The sequence below is a fragment of the Candidatus Symbiopectobacterium sp. 'North America' genome (assembly GCF_015762685.1).
GTDB lineage: Bacteria > Pseudomonadota > Gammaproteobacteria > Enterobacterales > Enterobacteriaceae > Symbiopectobacterium.
In genome coordinates, this window is the sequence record NZ_PEHF01000018.1 from 1 (window position 1) to 18,648 (window position 18,648).

Sequence of the window (18,648 nt, forward strand, 5' to 3'; positions counted from 1 at the left end):
TTCCATTACGGCAGGTTAAACATGGGGTTATGAGTCTCCCACCATGATCGGGGAAGACCCATATAAACACAGTGATTTAACGTACGTATTTCCAAACGGCGGTAGGGATTTTGTCGTAAAGCTTGTTCATCGTTAGCTCAGCTAAACGGTGATCGGCGGCGGAATAAAACATTTCCAGCTCATCGCTGGACAGCTCATACTTGTTCTTCTCGATAACGCGTTCAAGCGTGTCAATCGTTGTACACTTGCGTAAGCGCATCAAATAATCAATTTTTTTCATGGCGACCTTTATCAAAACAATACCAGCACCTGGTGGTTAATTAATATAAAAGCATCTATTGCTTAAGATTTAGCAGATGAACAGACGTTCTCCTGTGAGAACATTCCTAATAACGTGGTTTTGGAGCGTTGCCAGCGTTGCAGTTCGGCACCATTAATCCCATAGTTACTGAACAAAGCATAGGTGTCATCTAAATACTGCTCGACCCGTTTTGAAAGCTCGTCTTCATCGGGGTATTTTATTTTAAATGTCAGAATAAATATAGCTATATGATCAATCAATTCATTTAATTGGAGATTGATCGCAGATGTTGGGTCATTGACCCAGCCATGACTGCTATCCCCCAATGTGGCTATGCTTCCGTCACAGAGATTTTCACACAAGAATCGGAGTTGGGCAATATCATAATGTTTCGGTGAGTATTCATCCATATCGTTCACTCCGTCATGCTGTTATTCCACATTACCTCAGCCTGCCTTTGAAACCTGCAACGCTGATGGAACGTAATAGAAAACCCTGACAACAGTTGGTTACTCCTTGGGTTAAGTGATGAAATAAGCTCACATTTATCCTGATGGAGAGTGCAGATTACACGACATACCGCATCACCCATACGCTAACTATAGCAAAAGAATCACAGATTATCGCAAAAAATAAGTAAGGTTTTTGACCCTATTTAATCAGATAGACGATCGGTATAGCCGATATATATAATAGTTGATACTGTGTTTCATAATATTACTTTATTAAATTCTCTTACAAATTAGAGCGAGAATTATTTTATAAAGGTTACTTGGCGGGGCAATATCATCACGCGCAGAAAGGAAATTAATTGTGTGAGCGCTTGGGAATGGGCTTTTATTAACACTTTGATATATAATAAAAAGCCCTGGACAGGTCTAGGGCTTGAACGGTGCGCTGCTGTCATTATCAGCGTTTTTTCTTTCTGCCTTGCACGGCCTTAAAACGTGGATTTGTCTTACAAATAACATAAACGCCCGTGCCGACGAAAAACCTTACAATCTTTATGGCGTGTTTTTGCCGAACGTAATGAACTGAGAACCTGCATACTTTCTCCCGTTGAAAATTACATATTTCGCTATTTTAAAAAATGGCCAAAACGCTTGTTAAAGCGTGCCGTGCTTCCTTCTTTGGCATACTCTTTTTGTTTCCCGGTGTAATAAGAATGTGATGCTGACGATACATCAATAGTGACATAGGGATAGGTTACGCCGTCCCGTTCGATGGTGCGGTCTGTCTGGATGGTTGAGCCAACCATAAAATACTCATCAGCACTGGTATCGTGAAAGGCTACAGTACGGTAGTGCGGGTGGATATTTGCTTTCATTAAAAACTCCGTTGTTATATTATAACATAACTAATTGTGTGCTTCTTCAGGTACAAGATCAACCCTCTTGTGTCTGAGGGGGGTGACGGAGTGAGAGCAGGACGATGGTCAAAACAGGCAGGCAAAAAAAAGGCCGCTTGCGCGGCCTTTAGGGAATAACTGAGTTATTGTTTTTCAACGATATGGCTGTGTTCAATATCTTCATTTTTCTTGCTAAAGCGACGGCGTACCACCACAAAGAAGACAGGAACGAAGAAGATCGCCAGCACCGTTGCGGTAATCATCCCGCCCATTACGCCAGTACCTACAGCGTTCTGCGCGCCGGAACCTGCACCGGAACTGATTACCAACGGCACTACGCCGATGATAAAGGCTGACGAGGTCATCAGGATGGGGCGCAGACGCATACGTACTGCATCAAGCGTCGCCTCCACCAAGCCTTTGCCTTCTTTCTCCATGAGGTCTTTGGCGAATTCAACGATAAGAATAGCGTTCTTCGCCGATAGACCAATGGTGGTCAATAGCCCTACCTTAAAGTAGACGTCGTTCTCCAATCCACGCATGGTGGCGGCCAGCAGCGCACCAATGATCCCGAGCGGCACCACCAGCATGACGGAGAAGGGGATAGACCAACTCTCGTACAGTGCGGCCAGACACAGGAACACCACAATCAGCGAAATGGCATACAGGGCTGGTGCCTGGTTACCTGACAGACGTTCCTGATAAGACATCCCGGTCCAGTCGTAACCAATACCTTCCGGCAACTGTTTGGCGAATTCTTCCATCAAGGCCATCGCTTCACCGGTACTTTTACCTGAGGTTGCTTCACCTTGAATCTGCATGGACGGCCGCCCGTTATAGCGTTCCAGACGCGGTGAACCATGCGTCCAGTGGCTTTGTGAGAAGGAAGAGAACGGCACCATCTGGTTGTTGCTGCCGCGAACATACCAGCGCTCAATATCGCTTGGCAGCATACGGAACGGCGCATCAGCCTGCACATACACTTTCTTCACACGTCCACGGTCAATAAAGTCATTGACGTAGCTGCCGCCCAGCGCGGTTGCCAGCGTGGCGTTGATATCCGACAGAGATACACCCAGCGCCTGAGCTTTTTCCTGATCGATATCGATACGGAACTGCGGGGTATCTTCCATGCCGTTTGGACGTACGCCAACTACGGTATCAGGACGCTGTGCGGCCATTCCCAGCAGTTGGTTACGTGCCGCAGTCAGCTTCTCGTGCCCCAGGTTAGCCTGATCCAGCAACTGGAAGTCAAAACCGGTTGCGGTACCCAGCTTAACGATGGCGGGGACGTTAAAGGCGATAACGATCGCTTCCTTGATTTGCGAGAAGGCAGCGTTAGCACGACCGGCAATGGCACCAACCTTGTTTGCTGCTCCGGGACGTTCGCCCCAGTCTTTCAGACTGGCAAAGACCAGACCGGCGTTCTGCCCACGACCGGAGAAGCCGAAACCGTTAACGGTAAACACCGAATTAACGTTGTCTTTCTCATTCTCCAGGTAGTGTTTGGTTACACGCTCCAGCACGCGCTCGGTGCTCTCTTGAGTTGCACCAGCGGGCAGTTGCACCATCGTCAAGAGTACGCCCTGGTCTTCTTTCGGCAGGAAGGAGCTTGGCAAACGCATGAAAAGCACTGCGAGGCCAACCACAATCAGCAGGTAGACCACCAGATAACGGCCGGTACTGCGCAAAATATTGGCAACGCTATCGGTGTAATGGGTGGTGCTCTTTTCAAACAGCTTGTTGAACCAACCGAAGAAACCCGTTTTTTCGTGATGGTCGCCCTTCGCGATGGGTTTGAGCTGCGTGGCACAAAGCGCTGGTGTCAGAATCAACGCTACCAGTACAGACAGCACCATCGCGGACACAATGGTGATGGAGAACTGACGGTAAATGGCACCGGTAGAACCGCCCGTGAACGCCATCGGAATAAATACCGCAGACAGTACCAGCGCAATACCGACCAGCGCTCCCTGAATCTGCGACATTGATTTCTTGGTGGCTTCCTTGGGCGGTAGCCCTTCTTCCATCATTACGCGCTCGACGTTCTCCACCACCACGATGGCGTCATCCACCAGCAGGCCGATGGCCAGTACCATGGCGAACATGGTTAAGGTGTTAATCGAGTAACCGAAGGCAGAAAGGATGGCAAAGGTGCCTAACAACACCACTGGCACCGCGATCGTCGGGATCAGCGTGGCGCGGAAGTTTTGCAGAAACAGGTACATCACCAGGAACACCAGCACGATGGCTTCCGCTAGCGTTTTTACCACTTCGTTAATCGAGATCTTAACGAACGGCGTGGTGTCGTAGGGATAAACCACTTTCAACCCAGCCGGGAAGAAATGCTGTAACTTACCCAACTCGGCTTTAACGGCGGAGGCGGTATCCAGCGCATTGGCACCGGTTGCCAGTTTGATACCGACCCCTGCGGCTGCCTGGCCGTTGTAACGCGCAATAACGCTGTAATCTTCACCACCCAACTCTACGCGGGCGACATCACGCAGGTGCACCTGCGAACCGTCAGCGTTGACGCGCAGCAGAATGTTGGAGAACTCATCGGCAGATTTCAGTCGTGTCTGGGCAATGATAGAAGCATTAAGCTTCTGCCCCGGCAGCGGCGGTGTACCACCCAATTGTCCAGAGGCAATCTGGTTGTTCTGCACTTTGATGGCTGCTACCACATCACCCGTGGTCATCTGGAAGCTGTTGAGCTTGTTCGGATCCAACCAGATACGCATCGCATATTGGGCACCAAACAACTGCACGTCACCGACACCGTTGGTACGGCTGAGCGGATCTTTGATATTGGCAGCCACATAGTCAGCGATATCCTGCTGCGTCAGTGAACCGTCTTCAGAAATAAAGCCGGCTACCATCAGGAAGCTGCTGCTCGATTTCTGTACGCTTACGCCCTGTTGCTGCACTTCCTGCGGCAACAATGGCATCGCCAGTTGCAGTTTGTTCTGTACCTGAACCTGAGCAATGTCCGGATCCGCTTTCGAGTCAAACGTCAGCGTAATCTGAACCGTACCTGATGAATCACTGCTGGAAGCCATGTAGAGCAGGTTATCGATACCGTTCATGTTCTGTTCGATAACCTGCGTCACAGAGTCTTGCAGTGTAGAAGCATCCGCGCCCGGGTAGTTCGCCGTTATTTCAATAGCCGGTGGTGCAATGGTCGGATATTGGGCGATAGGCAACTTGATAATTGCCAACGCCCCCGCCAGCATCACCATAATGGCGAGTACCCATACAAAGATGGGACGATCAATAAAAAACTTAGCCATGAATTACAGGCTCCTGTTAAGACTTCGCGGGTTCAGACTGCGCAGGTTTTTCTTCACCATTCCCAGGTGCCGTCTCTTTTGCTCTGACGGGCACGCCCGGTCTGATTTTCTGCAACCCAGTCACGATAAGACGATCGCCTGCTTTAAGGCCGGAGGTCACCAGCCAGTTGCTGCCGATAGCCTGGGCTGTCGTGAGCGTGCGTGTTTCAACCTTGTCACCTTCACCAACAATCATGGCGGTGGCTTCACCGCGCGGATTGCGCGTCACGCCTTGTTGCGGCACCAGCAGCGCGTCATTGTTCACACCTGAATCAAGGCGTGCACGTACAAACATGCCGGGTAACAAATCGTGTTGTGGGTTCGGGAAGATAGCGCGCAGGGTGATAGACCCCGTGGTTTCATCTACCGTGACATCAGAAAATTCCAGCGTACCATTTTGTGCATACTCCGTGCCGTTATCCAGCAACAAACGCACGGTAGCTTTGCCACTGGCTTGTTTCAACGTGCCTTGTTCCAGCTCACGCTTCAGTCGCAAATAGTCATTACTGGATTGCGTCACATCCACATAGATCGGGTCGAGTTGCTGAACGCTGGTCAACGCCTTCGCCTGACCGGAAGCCACCAATGCCCCTTCGGTGACCGTAGATTTACCGACGCGGCCTGAAATCGGGGAGAGTACTTTGGTGTAGTTCAGGTTGATCAGCGCAGAATCCACAGAGGCTTGTGCCGCTTGTACGCTGGCTTCTGCCTGGCGCTGTGTTGCCAATGCCTGATCGTAATCCTGCTTGCTGACATAATTGGTGCCAACCAGCGGTTTGTAACGGTTCACGGTCAAGCGGGCGATTTCTGCCTGAGCCTGTGCTTGTGCCAGCGAGCCTTTCGCACTGTTGTAAGCCGCCTGATAGGTTGCCGGGTCAATCTGGCACAGAGACGTGCCCGCTTTCACGTCGCTCCCTTCGACGAAGTGACGCTTCTGAATAATACCGCTCACCTGAGGCCGAACCTCAGCAATGCGGAATGCGTTAGTGCGCCCTGGAAGTTCGGTAATCACGTTCAGCGGTTGTGTTTTGAGGGTCACAATGCCGACTTCAGGCGCTTGCTGGCCGCCTTGCTGCTGACCTTCATTTTTATTATCACACCCAGTGAGCGCTAAGCCGCCAGAAAGTATCAGGACTGCCGCCAGAGGCATAAGCCTTCTGTTTTTGTTCATAAATAAACCTCAAGTGTCCGATTTGAATTTGACCAATGGATCACAAGCCCTAAAACCCATTGCTGCGATAATCCTGCAAGCGTGTTATGCTACATACATTCGCGAATGTATGTAAATCACGCTTCCTTTAAAAAACAGCGCCATGGCACGAAAAACCAAACAGCAGGCCCAGGAAACTCGACAACACATTATTGATACGGCCTTACGCCTATTCTCCTAGTTCAGCGTCTTCGCCACTTCGCTGGCGGCTATCGCTGCCGCCGCAGGCGTCACGAGCGGCGCGATTTATTGGCACTTCAAAAACAAGGCTGAGTTGTTTGATGCAATCTGGACGTTGTCCGAGACGAAAATCAACGATTTCGAATCTGAGTATCAGGCAAAATTCCCTGATAATCCACTGCATGTGATGCGTGAGCTACTGATCTATATGCTGCGTTTGACGACGACCGACACCCAGTGGCGCTCGATAATGGAGATCAATTTCCATAAGTGTGAGTTTGTCGGTGAAATGTTACCGTCGTATAACGCAACGCAAGGTGCTCTATTTTTCCTGCTATGAACAGATTGAGGATAGCCTCAATCACAGTATTCAGTTGGGTTTCCTGCCGTCCGATCTGCATTTGCGTCGTGCCGCCGTGACGTTGCGCGCCTATTTCTCCGGTATCCTGGAAAACTGGCTGTTTCTGCCTGAAAGCTTTGATATCCATCAGGAGGCGCCAACCCTGGTAGACAGCTTTATTGATATGCTGCGTTTCAGCCCGGCACTCAGACTGCCGCTCGCCACGCCTGTACAAGAAAACGCCGACTAAGATTCAATCTGTTATAACACACTGTCCGTTATAATGAATCGTTACTTTTTCGTCAGGTTTGCTCCGTGCGTTAGCGTGCAGAACCGTGATATTCTTCGCCATTCTTTTTATGCCTGACGACGTATCATGTACTGCAAGTCCCTTTCTCGCGGCCTTGATTTCCCGCGTATTCTATCGATTGTTTCCCGCTGCGTTGCCCTTTTAGTGCTATTTTCCATTGGATTTTCTACTGCTGCACAGGCTGCGACCAGTAATGATATTCCCACGCGCAGTGAGATCCAGGGACGACTGGACCCGCTCGGCAAGCAGAAAAACCTGACGGAAGCCGATAAACTGACTCAGCAGGATCTCACGCACACGCTTGAGTATCTGGATGCCATTGATCGAGTACGCCAGGAGACCGCACAGCTAAAGCAACAGGCGACGCAAGCGCCCGCCAAACTGCGTCAGGCGGCAGACGATCTGGCTCCGTTAAGCAATAATGATGTTGCCACGGCGTCGCTTGAGGCGCTCTCGCTGCGCCAATTGGAAACCCGTCTCAATGAATCTCTGGATAACTTACAGTCGGCGCAGGAAAACCTTTCGACCTACAACAGTCAGTTGATCTCTCTGCAAACCCAGCCGTAACGTGTACAAAGCGCATTAACCGCGCTGTCGCAGCGCAGCCAGCAGATTCGCAACCAGCTCAACGGCATGGAAGCCAGTCAGAATGGGCTGTGCGCCAGCCAGCAAGCGCTGCTGCAAACCGAGCAGGCCTTGGTGGGTGTGCAAATGGAGCAACAGCGTAAAAGCCTGGAAGTGAACACCACGCTGCAAGATTTGCTACAGAAGCAGCGTGACTATGCCTCTGCCCAGATTAATCAGTTAGAGAAAATGGTGCAGGCGTTGCAAGGGGTACTCAACGGCAAACGGCTAACGCTGTCGGAGAAAACCGGCAAAGAGGCGCAAACCTCGGAAGACACGCAGCGCATACAGGACAACCCGCTGGTGAAAGCGGAGATGGAAACCAACCACCAACTCAGCCAGCGCCTGGTTGTGGCGACGCAGTCGAGCAATACCCTGGTTCAGTAAAGCATTCAGGTGAAGAACTGGCTCGATCGCACCCTGCAATCCGAACGTAACCTTAAAGAGCAGGTCACCGTGCTCAAAGGCAGTTTGTTGCTGTCGCGCATCCTGTATCAGCAGCAGCTTAACCCGCCTTCTGCCTCCTCCATGAATGATATGAGCACGCAAATTGCCGATCTGCGTCTGGAGCAGTTTGAGATCAATCAGCAGCGTGATGTGCTGTTTCGTGGCGACGAATACATCAGCAAATTGATGGCGGCCAACAAGGGGGTTGCGCTGGATGATGAAGTGCACGATGCGTTGGACCAGATCCTTGATACGCGGCGTGAACTGCTCGAACAGCTTAATAAGCAACTGGGCAACCAACTGATGCTGGCTATTAACCTGCAAATCAACCGTCAGCAACTGGTCAGCGTAACGGCATCATTGCAGCATACGCTGACGCAGCAGATTTTCTGGGTCAGCAGTAATAAACCGATGGATTGGACCTGGCTGAAAGAGTTGCCCGAGGGATTGAAACAACAAGTGCGTCATTCCAATCTGGCTTTCCAGTGGGATGATTGGAGTCAGGGGCGTTACGGGCGTTAATTTTTATTGTACCGATGCTGCTGGTGAGCGGGCTGATCTATTGGCGGCGGCGTCTTATCGCTGGTTATATCGAGCGCTTGTCGAATGATGTCGGGCAGCTAAAACGGGATTCGCAGCGCCACACGCCGCAAGCCTTGTTATTGGAAACCGTGATGGTGCTGCCGGGGATTATGCTGATCCTCGCGTTTGGTCTGTGCTTTCACTATGCCGAAAACGCCGTCGGGGATGCCGTGTGGGGCATGAGTCAGCAGTTTGCGCTGCTGTGGCTGGTGTTCGGTTTGCTCTATCGGGCGATGAAACCCGGCGGTATCGGTGAGCGGCACTTCAATTTTAGCGTTTCACTGGCAGCCCACTACCGCCGTTAGGCGCTGCGGCTGGGGGGAGCGCTGATGCTGTTGATCTTCTGGTCGGTTATCGGCGAGAAAGCACCGCTCTATCTGGTGGATGACGTGATCGGGCAGATTGTGATTTTCTGCAACCTGATCCTGTTGGGCATTCTGGTGTTTCCGCTTTGTCGTGACAGTTGGCGGGAAAAAGAGACACACACTATCCGGGTGGAAAGCCTGTATTTGTTACTGGTGTGGAACCTGGTTTATCTGACCACTATCTGTGGTTTGAGCGTTGCGGCGCGTCGATTGGCATACCGTCGTGCAGTGGCTCGTCGTCAGAACCTGAATAAAGAAGGGGCTGAGGGCAGCGAACCGGCACCGGAACCGCCGTTGGCGCTGGATCAGATTGGTCAGCCATCGTTGCGTTTGACCACCATGGTGCTGCTGCTGATTTTCTCCGGCGTGCTCTACTGGATTTGGTCCGATTTGGTCCGATTTGGTCACGGTGATGTCCTACCTGGACAGCATTACGCTGTGGCATTACAACGCGACCGTGGCGGGCAATGCCTTATTGCAGGCGGTGACGCTGGGCAATCTGATGCTGTCGATCATCGTCGCGGTGGTGGCCTATGTGTTAATGCGCAACTTGCCGGGCTTGCTGGAAGTGCTGGTATTGTCGTGTTTGCAGTTGCGTCAGGGCACCTCTTACGCCATTACCACCATGTTGAGCTACCTGATCATGGCGTGGGTACCACCACCTCGCTCAGTTCTATCGGGGTGTCATGGGACAAGTTGCAGTGGCTGGTTACCGCGTTGTTGGTGGGGTTAGGGTTTGGTTTGCAGGAAATTTTTGCTAACTTTATTTCCGGCCTGATCATTCTGTTCGAACGTCCGGTACGCATTGGCTATACCATCACCATTGGCACCTTCTCCGGTTCGGTAAGCAAAATTCGTATTCGCGCCACCACCATTACGGATTTCGATCGCAAAGAAGTGATTATTCCCAATAAAGCCTTCGTGACCGAGCTGTTGATCAACTGGTCACTGTCGGACACCATTACGCGTGTGCTGATTAAAATTGGCGTGGCCTACGGCTCCGATCTGGACAAGGTGAAAGCGGTGCTGTTGCAGGCGGCACATGAGAACAGCCGCGTGATGACCGATCCTGAGCCGCAGGTGTTTTTCCTGGCGTTTGGTGCCAGCTCGCTGGATCACAAACTGCGGCTTTACGTGCGGGAACTGCGCGATCGCAGCTATACGGTGGATGAGTTAAACCGCAGTATCGACAGGCTGTGTCGGGAAAATAATATTGATATCGCGTTTAATCAGCTTGAAGTCTACCTGCATAACAAACAGGGCAGCGAAGTACAGGAAATAAACCGCGCGTTGGGTGGTAACGCGGCAGGTGAAACGGCGTAAGCGGGGTCATCCGTATGATAACAAAACCACTTTTCCCCTGGTTATCCTCGGCTTCCCTCTCGTCATCCTCGGCGAAAGCTGGGGATCTCTGTGAGAATAAACTCGTTTCTTCGGTATGAGATTCCCGCCTTCGCGGGAATGACGGTGAAAGTAGGGCCATCCGTTGTCAGGCTCAGGCCCTGTTACCGCATGTGCCTTGGATTCATAGTCACGTCGCACAATCTCTAACGCAGCCAGCACCACATCGGGTGTGATATCACTCTCCTCTAGCAGCATAATCAGATCGACTGCCAGTTTGACCTCTGGCGGGGCATTTTCCAGCGACATGCGTTAGGTCCTTTGGTTGCGGTTACAGCCCTTGTTCACGCCTTTCCACCTGACGCTCTAAACGCGCCAGCGCCTGACGACACCGTGCTAACCGGCCTTCGAGCGCGGCCATCTCACGTTGCAACTGTTGCTGCGCGCTCAACGTTGCCGCTCTGTCGAGTTGGCTTTCCCGGTCCTGAATCATCAGATTCAGACGTCGTTCATAGTCCTGGTGCTCTGCCAGCTTTTGATACAGATCGCTGGCGATGGCGACCGGCGTCGTCTCCTCCTGACGGCGTAGCGCCTGTGTGGAGAGTTCTCGTTGTAGTGCGCCGATCTGCGCGACCAATTTTTCCGTCATGAACGCGACGCGTTCGGTACGGTTTTCTGCTACCAGATGGCGCAAGGACTGAAAATTTTGCTCAACTTCATTCAGATAATCGCGCAAACGCGTGCCATGTGATTGAAACAGCTGGCGATCAAAACGGGAATAGGCCAACGGCCTGTTTGCCAGCGGAGCGACCGCCTGAGCCAACAGGACAAGTTGATGTTCCAACGCCTGAAGAAAGTGGTGGCGGTTCACGGATTGACCCACATAATGAAATGATAAAGCCAAGCTTGCACGGGATTGTCAGCAGGCACAAGCCTTTTGCGCGTGGGGAAGAAAGATGAGCGCATCTTAACTAACGTCAGTGACGGGCGGTATGCTAGAGTGCTAGTACGTAATGTGAAGAGGATGAGCAGTGATGTATCGTATCGGGTTGGTGGTGTTGGGATGGTTAGCGGTTGTGCTGGCGACGTTAGGCGTTGTGTTGCCGCTGTTGCCGACCACCCCGTTCCTGCTGCTGGCCGCATGGTGCTTTGCCCGTTCCTCACCGCGTTTTCATGCCTGGCTGCTCTACCGTTCCTGGTTTGGTCCCTATTTGAGGCACTGGCAGGATCACCGGGCATTGCCGCCAGGAGCGAAAGGCAAAGCGGTGGTGATGATCGTGCTGACCTTCGCTATTTCGCTGTGGCTGGTGGATATGGTATGGGTCAGAGTGCTGCTGTTAACGATAATGGCGGTCTTGCTAACCTTTATGTTGCGCCTGCTAGTTGTTGATCCGCGACAATAAAACCCACCGCAGGCTATTGCATTTGATCGTCAGTTTGACTAGATTTGAGCGTTTTCGTGTGCTGTTTGCCTCCGGTTATCTCTCAGTATCGATGAGTGGAAAGGAGCAGCAGCGGTCATGGGTAAGATTTTTTAAAGCGTACTATCAGGCAAAAGATGATGAGCGTAACCGCACAGCAGTCAGAATTAATCAAAAACAGCATTAAAAGCATTCCCGATTATCCCAAACCGGGGATCTTGTTCCGTGATGTCACGAGTCTGCTGGAAGCGCCCGTCGCGTATGCGACCAGTATCGAGATGCTGGTAAACCGTTTTCGTGACACTGGCGTAACAAAAGTGGTGGGCACGGAAGCGCGCGGTTTTCTGTTCGGTGCCCCGGTGGCAGTGGCGTTGAGTGTGGGTTTTGTGCCGGTGCGTAAACCTGGCAAACTGCCGCGCCCGACGATTTCAGAAAGCTATGAGTTGGAGTACGGCACTGACAGCCTGGAAATTCACACCGATGCCATCAGCGCTGGCGACAAGGTGTTAGTAATCGACGATCTGCTGGCTACCGGCGGCACCATTGAGGCCACGGTTAAGCTGATTCGCCTTTTGGGCGGAGACGTCACCGATGCGGCATTTATCATTAATCTGTTCGATCTGGGCGGCGAGCAGCGTTTGAATAATCTTGGTATCAACTGCTACAGTCTGGTGAATTTCCCGGGCCATTGATCCTGCCTTTTTTCCGTCGTAAATCTGTTGGCTATCCTGATAAACAGCCTCGCCGTGTCCGGCGAGGCTGTGTTAGCATGGCCTCCTCAATTACACAACCGTTGCGGTATTGATGAGCTATCAGGTACTGGCCCGTAAGTGGCGTCCTCAATCTTTCGCTGATGTCGTTGGTCAAGAACATGTGCTGACCGCATTGGCCAATGGTCTCTCTATGGGGCGGGTTCACCACGCATATCTGTTTTCCGGCACGCGTGGCGTGGGGAAAACTAGTATCGCTCGCCTGTTGGCGAAAGGACTGAACTGCGAGAGCGGCATTACCGCCACGCCTTGTGGACAGTGTGCGAATTGCCGGGAAATTGAGCAAGGGCGTTTTGTTGACCTGATCGAGATTGATGCCGCCTCGCGCACCAAGGTAGAAGACACCCGCGAACTGCTGGATAATGTGCAGTATGCCCCTGCGCGCGGTCGGTTCAAAGTCTACCTGATCGATGAAGTGCACATGCTCTCCCGCCACAGCTTTAATGCGCTGTTAAAAACGCTGGAAGAGCCCCCCGAACACGTTAAATTCCTGCTGGCGACCACCGATCCACAGAAGTTGCCGGTCACTATCCTTTCTCGCTGTCTGCAATTTCATCTCAAAGCGCTGGATGTGGAGCAAATCCGTCACCACCTTGAGCAAGTGCTGCAAGCCGAAGCGATTCCGACCGAACCGCGAGCCTTGCAACTGCTGGCGCGTGCGGCAGAGGGCAGCCTACGTGATGCGCTGAGCCTGACCGATCAGGCGATTGCCATGGGGCAGGGCGCGGTATTGACCGATGCAGTCGCGCGCATGCTGGGCACGTTAGATGATGAACAGCCGCTGGCGCTGATTGAAGCTATCGTCAATGCCAACGGCGAACAGACTATGGCGTTGCTTCAGCAGGCGGCGTCGCGTGGCGTTGAGTGGGAAACGCTGTTAGTTGAGATGCTGACGCTATTGCATCGTATTGCGATGGTGCAGTTGCTGCCCATAGCGCTCGGGCTGGAAGATTCCCCCATTGCGTCGCGCTTGCGCGATCTGGCGCTCGCCGTACCGCCTGCCGATGTGCAGCTCTACTATCAGACGTTGCTGGTGGGACGAAAAGAATTATCCTATGCGCCAGACCGGCGTATGGGAGTTGAAATGACGCTGCTCAGAGCGTTGGCGTTTCACCCGCAGGCTGTGATTGCACCTGTGGCAACTGTGCCAGTGGTGGCGAGTGCGCCTGCCGCACCTCAGGCGCGCATTGCGCCAGCGCGCCAGGTGACGACGCCTAGTGCACCCTCATCTCCTGTCGCCGCGCCGTCATCGCCGATAGCGGTGCCAGAGGAGCCTGTTGCACAGGCCGCGCCGCTACCGGACACGACTTCGCAACTGTTGCAGGCGCGCAGCCAGTTATTGCAGCGACAGGGTACGCCGCCACCAAAAAAGTCTGAGCCGGCAGCGCAGGAAGGCGCTCGGCCGGGCACGGCGGTATCGGCCCTGGAACGCCTGGCCTCGATGACAGAACGCAGTCAGCAGCGTCAGACGGCTGACAAGAACGGCGAAGCGCAGAAAAAGCCTGAGGCGTACCGCTGGCGCGCGCAGCAACAGCAGACCACCGTGGCAGAAACTACCGCCACGCCTAAAGCGTTGCGCACGGTACTGGAGTACGAGAAAACGCCGGAATTAGCGGCTAAATTGACGGAAGAAGCGCAAGAGCGCGATGCCTGGGCGGCAGAGGTTCAACGTTTACCGCTACCGAAACTGGTTCAGCAACTGGCGCTTAACGCGTTTAAAGTCGATACGGATAACGAAACCGTGACGCTGCATTTACGTTCATCGCAGCGTCACTTGAATTCACCGTCGGCACAAAAAACGCTGATGGATGCATTGGCAGCACATTATGGAAAGCCTATCACCTTGGTGGTGGTAGAGGATGACGATCCCAGTACGTTAACACCGCTGGAGTGGCGTCAGACGATTTATGAAGAGAAACTGGCGCAGGCGCGCGAGTCTCTGATGACCGACAAAACGATTCAAACGCTGCGGCGTTTCTTTGATGCGGAACTGGACGAAGAGAGTATCCGCCCTGTTTAACCGCTGCAATTCTTGCAGCCATGCAATAGAGAGAAGCATATGTTTGGTAAAGGTGGTTTGGGCAATCTGATGAAGCAGGCCCAGCAGATGCAAGACAAAATGCAGGAAGAGATTGCCAACCTGGAAGTGACCGGTGAATCAGGCGCAGGCCTGGTCAAAGTCACTATCAACGGTGCACATAACTGCCGCCGTGTCGAAATCGATCCCAGCCTGCTGGAAGATGATAAAGAGATGCTGGAAGACCTGATCGCTGCCGCATTCAACGATGCCGCGCGCCGTATCGACGAAACTCAGAAAGAGAAAATGGCGTCAGTTTCCAGCGGTATGCAGTTGCCGCCGGGCTTCAAGATGCCGTTCTGATGCAAACCAGTCCGCTCCTTGAATCATTGATGGAGGCGCTGCGCTGCTTGCCGGGCGTGGGGCCGAAATCAGCACAGCGCATGGCGTTTCAATTGCTGCAACGCGATCGCAGCGGCGGTATGCGTTTGGCGCAGGCCCTGACGCGCGCCATGTCTGAAATCGGTCACTGTGTGGATTGCCGCACCTTTACCGAGCAGGAACGCTGCGCGATCTGTGCCAATCCGCGTCGTCAGCAAACGGGCCAGATTTGCGTGGTGGAAAGCCCCGCAGATATCCACGCCATTGAGCAGACCGGACAGTTTGCCGGCCGTTACTTTGTGTTGATGGGGCATCTGTCGCCGTTGGACGGCATCGGGCCGGACGATATCGGACTCGACCTGTTGGAACAGCGCTTAGGGCAGGAAAACCTGACAGAAGTGATTCTTGCCACCAATCCGACGGTGGAAGGCGATGCGACTGCCAACTACATTGCTGAACTGTGTGCCCAGCACGGCGTGGTGGCAAGCCGTATTGCGCACGGCGTGCCAGTCGGCGGTGAGTTAGAAATGGTCGATGGCACCACGCTGTCCCATTCGCTGGCGGGGCGTCATCCCATCCGTTTGTAGCGGCTGTGCTGCATTTTCCCTGGCGTAGTGTCGTCTTCACCTGACGCCGCGCTGGGGATAAATTGTTTTTTGCTCTTGAAAATCCTTCTCCTTATCCCCACCTTTTGCCTACTGGCCGGAAATACCGGCACCATTCCCACACCCACTACAGGGATTGAACATTATCAGCCTGACTAACTATTAGGATTGAGGTAAGTGACAATGAGCATGAAGGGCCAAGAAACGCGCGGTTTTGAATCTGAAGTGAAGCAATTGCTGCACTTGATGATCCATTCACTTTATTCCAATAAAGAAATTTTCCTGCGTGAATTGATCTCCAACGCTTCTGATGCGGCAGACAAGTTACGTTTTCGCGCTTTATCTTCGCCAGCGCTCTATGAAGGGGATGGAGAACTGCGCGTGCGCGTTTCCACCAATAAAGAGCAACGTACCCTGACCATCGCGGACAATAGCATTGGGATGAGCCGCGATGAAGTTATCGATAATCTGGGCACTATTGCCAAGTCGGGTACCAAAGCGTTTTTGGAATCTATCGGCTCCGATCAAGCCAAAGACAGCCAGCTCATCGGTCAATTCGGTGTGGGCTTCTACTCTGCGTTTATCGTTGCGGATAAAGTGACGGTGCGTACCCGTGCGGCGGGCGCGGCGGCAGAAGAGGGGGTGTTCTGGGAATCGGCGGGTGAAGGTGAGTACACCGTGGCGGATGTGGTCAAGGCCGATCGCGGTACCGAGATCACCCTGCACCTGCGTGAAGGGGAAGATGAGTTCCTCGATGAGTGGCGCGTGCGTTCCATTATCGGTAAATACTCCGATCACATCGCGCTGCCGGTAGAAATTGAAACCCATACGCCGAGCGAAGAAGAGGGCGGTGAGCCGACGGTCACTTGGGAAAAGGTCAACAAGGCACAGGCGCTGTGGACGCGCAATAAAGCGGATGTGACCGAAGATGAATACAAAGAATTCTACAAGCACATTGCTCACGATTTCAGCGATCCGCTGAGCTGGAGCCATAACCGCGTGGAAGGGAAGCAGGAGTACACCAGCCTTCTCTACATCCCTTCTCAGGCACCGTGGGACATGTGGAACCGCGATCATAAACATGGCCTGAAACTCTATGTTCAGCGCGTGTTCATTATGGATGACGCCGAGCAGTTCATGCCGAACTACCTGCGCTTTGTGCGTGGCTTGATTGACTCCAACGATCTGCCGCTCAACGTTTCTCGTGAAATCCTGCAAGACAGCCGTGTTACCCAGAATCTGCGCAATGCGCTGACCAAACGCGTGTTGCAGATGCTGGAAAAACTGGCAAAAGACGACGCCGAAAAATACCAAACCTTCTGGCTACAGTTTGGCCTGGTGCTGAAAGAAGGGCCTGCTGAAGATGGTGGCAATCGTGAAGCCATTGCCAAATTGTTGCGCTTCGCTTCCACCCATGGCGACAGCTCTGCTCCGACGGTATCGCTGGAAGAGTATGTCAGCCGTATGGTCGACGGGCAGGAGAAGATTTACTACATCACTGCCGATAGTTATGCCGCGGCGAAGAGCAGCCCGCATCTAGAGCTGTTCCGTAAGAAAGGCATCGAAGTACTGCTGCTTTCTGACCGCGTCGATGAGTGGATGATGAGCTACCTGACCGAGTTTGACGGTAAGTCCTTCCAGTCCGTCAGCAAAGCGGATGAAGCGCTGGATAAGCTGGCGGATGATGCCAGTGATGACGAAGCGCGCAAAGAAGCGGAAAAATCCCTGGAGCCTTTTGTTGAGCGTGTGAAAACGCTGCTGGGTGAACGCGTCAAAGAGGTGCGCCTAACGCATCGCCTGACCGATACGCCTGCCATCGTCACCACCGATGCAAATGACATGAGCACGCAGATGGCGAAGCTGTTTGCCGCCGCAGGGCAGAATGCGCCGGAAGTGAAATATATCTTTGAACTCAACCCGGAGCATGCGTTGGTGAAACGCGCTGCAAACACTGGCGATGACGTGCAGTTTGGCGAGTGGGTTGAACTGCTGCTGGAACAGACGCTGCTGGCTGAACGCGGCACGCTGGAAGATCCTAACCAGTTTATCCGTCGTATGAACCAGCTGCTGAGTGCATAACCGCTCACACTTTTCTGAAAACCCGGTTTTTAACCGGGTTTTTTTTCGCGTTGTGACACGCTGAAGCGAGCCCGTTCCTTGAGGATAAGCCTCTGGAATGGTATGGTTGAGCGTTTTCAAATTTATTTTAAAAAATCTACATAGCAAGGGGATTTACGCAATGCGTATTATTCTGCTGGGCGCTCCGGGCGCAGGCAAAGGCACTCAAGCACAATTCATTATGGAAAAGTATGGCATTCCACAAATTTCCACGGGTGATATGTTGCGTGCGGCGGTGAAAGCCGGGACCGAACTGGGCAAACAGGCCAAAGAAATCATGGACGCAGGCAAACTGGTCACGGATGAATTGGTTATTGTCTTGGTGAAAGAGCGTATCGCCCAGGATGATTGCCGTAACGGTTTCCTGCTGGATGGTTTTCCTCGCACCATTCCGCAAGCGGATGCCATGAAAGACGCTGGCATTCAGGTTGATAATGTTATTGAGTTCGCTGTGCCTGATGAACTGATTGTCGATCGCATTATTGGCCGTCGCGTGCATGCTGCATCAGGTCGTGTTTACCATGTTAAGTACAACCCGCCAAAGGTTGAAGGTAAAGACGATGTCACGGGTGAAGAGCTGACCATCCGTAAAGACGATCATGAAGATACCGTGCGTAAACGTTTGGTGGAATATCATCAGCAAACTGCGCCGTTGGTGGACTACTACCAGAAAGAAGCCATGGCAGGCAATACCCGCTACCACAAAGTAGACGGAACCCGTCAGGTAGTACAAGTGCGTGCTGAGTTGGAATCCATCCTGGGTTAACCTATCGCAGCCTTGCCTGAAAATGCGGGTACAGTGTGACCGGCTTTTTTATGCCTGAGTGCACGGTATCCGGCGCGATTATTCAACACTGAAGCGTATCATCTACTCCGGTTTATCTTTTTCGCATGGTAGCGGATACGCACTTAGTGGTTTTTTTCGGGTAGATGACGGGGATTCACCGTTGGTTTTCGTT

At 52.6% G+C, this 18,648-nt stretch carries 13 protein-coding genes and 4 pseudogenes; 9 read left to right on the forward strand and 8 right to left on the reverse strand.

What is annotated here, in order from left to right:
• Positions 1-76: 76 nt before the first annotated feature.
• From CS369_RS03920 to CS369_RS03945, 6 genes and pseudogenes are all read right to left on the reverse strand, one after another.
• Positions 77-280, reverse strand: coding sequence for an HHA domain-containing protein (locus CS369_RS03920; RefSeq protein WP_196906074.1), 204 nt, complete (start codon positions 278-280; stop codon positions 77-79).
• A gap of 62 nt (positions 281-342) precedes the next feature.
• Complete coding sequence (gene tomB, locus CS369_RS03925; RefSeq protein ID WP_196906076.1) at positions 343-711, reverse strand: Hha toxicity modulator TomB; 369 nt, start codon at positions 709-711, stop codon at positions 343-345.
• Between the two features lie 499 nt (positions 712-1,210).
• Positions 1,211-1,349, reverse strand: a pseudogene (gene ykgO / locus CS369_RS03930) (type B 50S ribosomal protein L36).
• Positions 1,350-1,379: 30 nt separating this feature from the next.
• Positions 1,380-1,628 (reverse strand): type B 50S ribosomal protein L31, encoded by a 249-nt coding sequence (locus tag CS369_RS03935; RefSeq protein ID WP_196906077.1) that lies wholly within the window; start codon positions 1,626-1,628, stop codon positions 1,380-1,382.
• Positions 1,629-1,792: 164 nt separating this feature from the next.
• The gene (locus CS369_RS03940) at positions 1,793-4,939 is read right to left on the reverse strand and encodes an efflux RND transporter permease subunit (RefSeq protein ID WP_196906079.1); all 3,147 of its coding nucleotides are present in this window, start codon (positions 4,937-4,939) and stop codon (positions 1,793-1,795) included.
• 16 nt (positions 4,940-4,955) lie between these two features.
• Positions 4,956-6,149, reverse strand: a complete 1,194-nt coding sequence (locus CS369_RS03945; RefSeq protein ID WP_196906080.1) for an efflux RND transporter periplasmic adaptor subunit — start codon at positions 6,147-6,149, stop codon at positions 4,956-4,958.
• A 142-nt stretch (positions 6,150-6,291) separates the two neighbouring features.
• Here CS369_RS03945 and acrR point away from each other — a divergent pair.
• Positions 6,292-6,958 (forward strand): annotated as a pseudogene (acrR, locus tag CS369_RS03950) (multidrug efflux transporter transcriptional repressor AcrR).
• Positions 6,959-7,135: 177 nt separating this feature from the next.
• A pseudogene (locus CS369_RS03955) lies at positions 7,136-10,359 on the forward strand (MscS family mechanosensitive channel).
• Positions 10,360-10,548: 189 nt separating this feature from the next.
• Here CS369_RS03955 and rsmS read toward each other — a convergent pair.
• Both rsmS and priC read right to left on the reverse strand, forming a co-directional pair.
• A pseudogene (rsmS, locus tag CS369_RS22965) lies at positions 10,549-10,686 on the reverse strand (pleiotropic regulatory protein RsmS); the annotation flags it as partial.
• Positions 10,687-10,708: 22 nt separating this feature from the next.
• Positions 10,709-11,248 carry a primosomal replication protein PriC gene (priC, locus tag CS369_RS03965; RefSeq protein WP_196906084.1) on the reverse strand — a complete coding sequence of 180 codons (540 nt, stop codon included), beginning with the start codon at positions 11,246-11,248 and terminating at the stop codon, positions 10,709-10,711.
• Positions 11,249-11,411: 163 nt separating this feature from the next.
• On the opposite strand from priC, the gene CS369_RS03970 reads away from it, so the two are divergent.
• The 7 genes from CS369_RS03970 to adk all read left to right on the forward strand — a co-directional run bounded on the left by CS369_RS03970 (position 11,412) and on the right by adk (position 18,455).
• The gene (locus CS369_RS03970; RefSeq protein ID WP_196906115.1) at positions 11,412-11,780 is read left to right on the forward strand and encodes a DUF454 family protein; all 369 of its coding nucleotides are present in this window, start codon (positions 11,412-11,414) and stop codon (positions 11,778-11,780) included.
• Between the two features lie 158 nt (positions 11,781-11,938).
• A complete protein-coding gene (gene apt / locus CS369_RS03975) occupies positions 11,939-12,490 on the forward strand; it encodes an adenine phosphoribosyltransferase (protein WP_196906116.1) in 552 nt (183 codons plus the stop codon).
• A 112-nt stretch (positions 12,491-12,602) separates the two neighbouring features.
• Positions 12,603-14,588, forward strand: coding sequence for a DNA polymerase III subunit gamma/tau (gene dnaX / locus CS369_RS03980; protein ID WP_196906085.1), 1,986 nt, complete (start codon positions 12,603-12,605; stop codon positions 14,586-14,588).
• 39 nt (positions 14,589-14,627) lie between these two features.
• The gene (locus CS369_RS03985) at positions 14,628-14,948 is read left to right on the forward strand and encodes a YbaB/EbfC family nucleoid-associated protein (RefSeq protein ID WP_196906087.1); all 321 of its coding nucleotides are present in this window, start codon (positions 14,628-14,630) and stop codon (positions 14,946-14,948) included.
• The gene (recR, locus tag CS369_RS03990; protein WP_196906089.1) at positions 14,948-15,553 is read left to right on the forward strand and encodes a recombination mediator RecR; all 606 of its coding nucleotides are present in this window, start codon (positions 14,948-14,950) and stop codon (positions 15,551-15,553) included. Before CS369_RS03985 ends, recR begins: the two co-directional genes overlap by 1 nt.
• A 207-nt stretch (positions 15,554-15,760) precedes the next feature.
• Entirely contained in the window at positions 15,761-17,650 is a 1,890-nt protein-coding gene (gene htpG / locus CS369_RS03995; RefSeq protein WP_196906117.1) for a molecular chaperone HtpG, read from the forward strand.
• Positions 17,651-17,810: 160 nt separating this feature from the next.
• Positions 17,811-18,455, forward strand: coding sequence for an adenylate kinase (gene adk, locus CS369_RS04000; protein ID WP_196906091.1), 645 nt, complete (start codon positions 17,811-17,813; stop codon positions 18,453-18,455).
• Positions 18,456-18,648: the final 193 nt, after the last annotated feature.

What these genes read in the sequence shown, in the direction of transcription:
- CS369_RS03945 (WP_196906080.1), bottom strand. Translation starts at nt 6,149, where the DNA reads ATGAACAAAAACAGAAGGCTTATGCCTCTGGCGGCAGTCCTGATACTT.
- CS369_RS03935 (WP_196906077.1), bottom strand. Translation starts at nt 1,628, where the DNA reads ATGAAAGCAAATATCCACCCGCACTACCGTACTGTAGCCTTTCACGAT.
- dnaX (WP_196906085.1), top strand. Translation starts at nt 12,603, where the DNA reads ATGAGCTATCAGGTACTGGCCCGTAAGTGGCGTCCTCAATCTTTCGCT.
- CS369_RS03985 (WP_196906087.1), top strand. Translation starts at nt 14,628, where the DNA reads ATGTTTGGTAAAGGTGGTTTGGGCAATCTGATGAAGCAGGCCCAGCAG.
- CS369_RS03970 (WP_196906115.1), top strand. Translation starts at nt 11,412, where the DNA reads ATGTATCGTATCGGGTTGGTGGTGTTGGGATGGTTAGCGGTTGTGCTG.
- CS369_RS03920 (WP_196906074.1), bottom strand. Translation starts at nt 280, where the DNA reads ATGAAAAAAATTGATTATTTGATGCGCTTACGCAAGTGTACAACGATT.
- CS369_RS03940 (WP_196906079.1), bottom strand. Translation starts at nt 4,939, where the DNA reads ATGGCTAAGTTTTTTATTGATCGTCCCATCTTTGTATGGGTACTCGCC.
- htpG (WP_196906117.1), top strand. Translation starts at nt 15,761, where the DNA reads ATGAAGGGCCAAGAAACGCGCGGTTTTGAATCTGAAGTGAAGCAATTG.
- recR (WP_196906089.1), top strand. Translation starts at nt 14,948, where the DNA reads ATGCAAACCAGTCCGCTCCTTGAATCATTGATGGAGGCGCTGCGCTGC.
- apt (WP_196906116.1), top strand. Translation starts at nt 11,939, where the DNA reads ATGAGCGTAACCGCACAGCAGTCAGAATTAATCAAAAACAGCATTAAA.
- adk (WP_196906091.1), top strand. Translation starts at nt 17,811, where the DNA reads ATGCGTATTATTCTGCTGGGCGCTCCGGGCGCAGGCAAAGGCACTCAA.
- tomB (WP_196906076.1), bottom strand. Translation starts at nt 711, where the DNA reads ATGGATGAATACTCACCGAAACATTATGATATTGCCCAACTCCGATTC.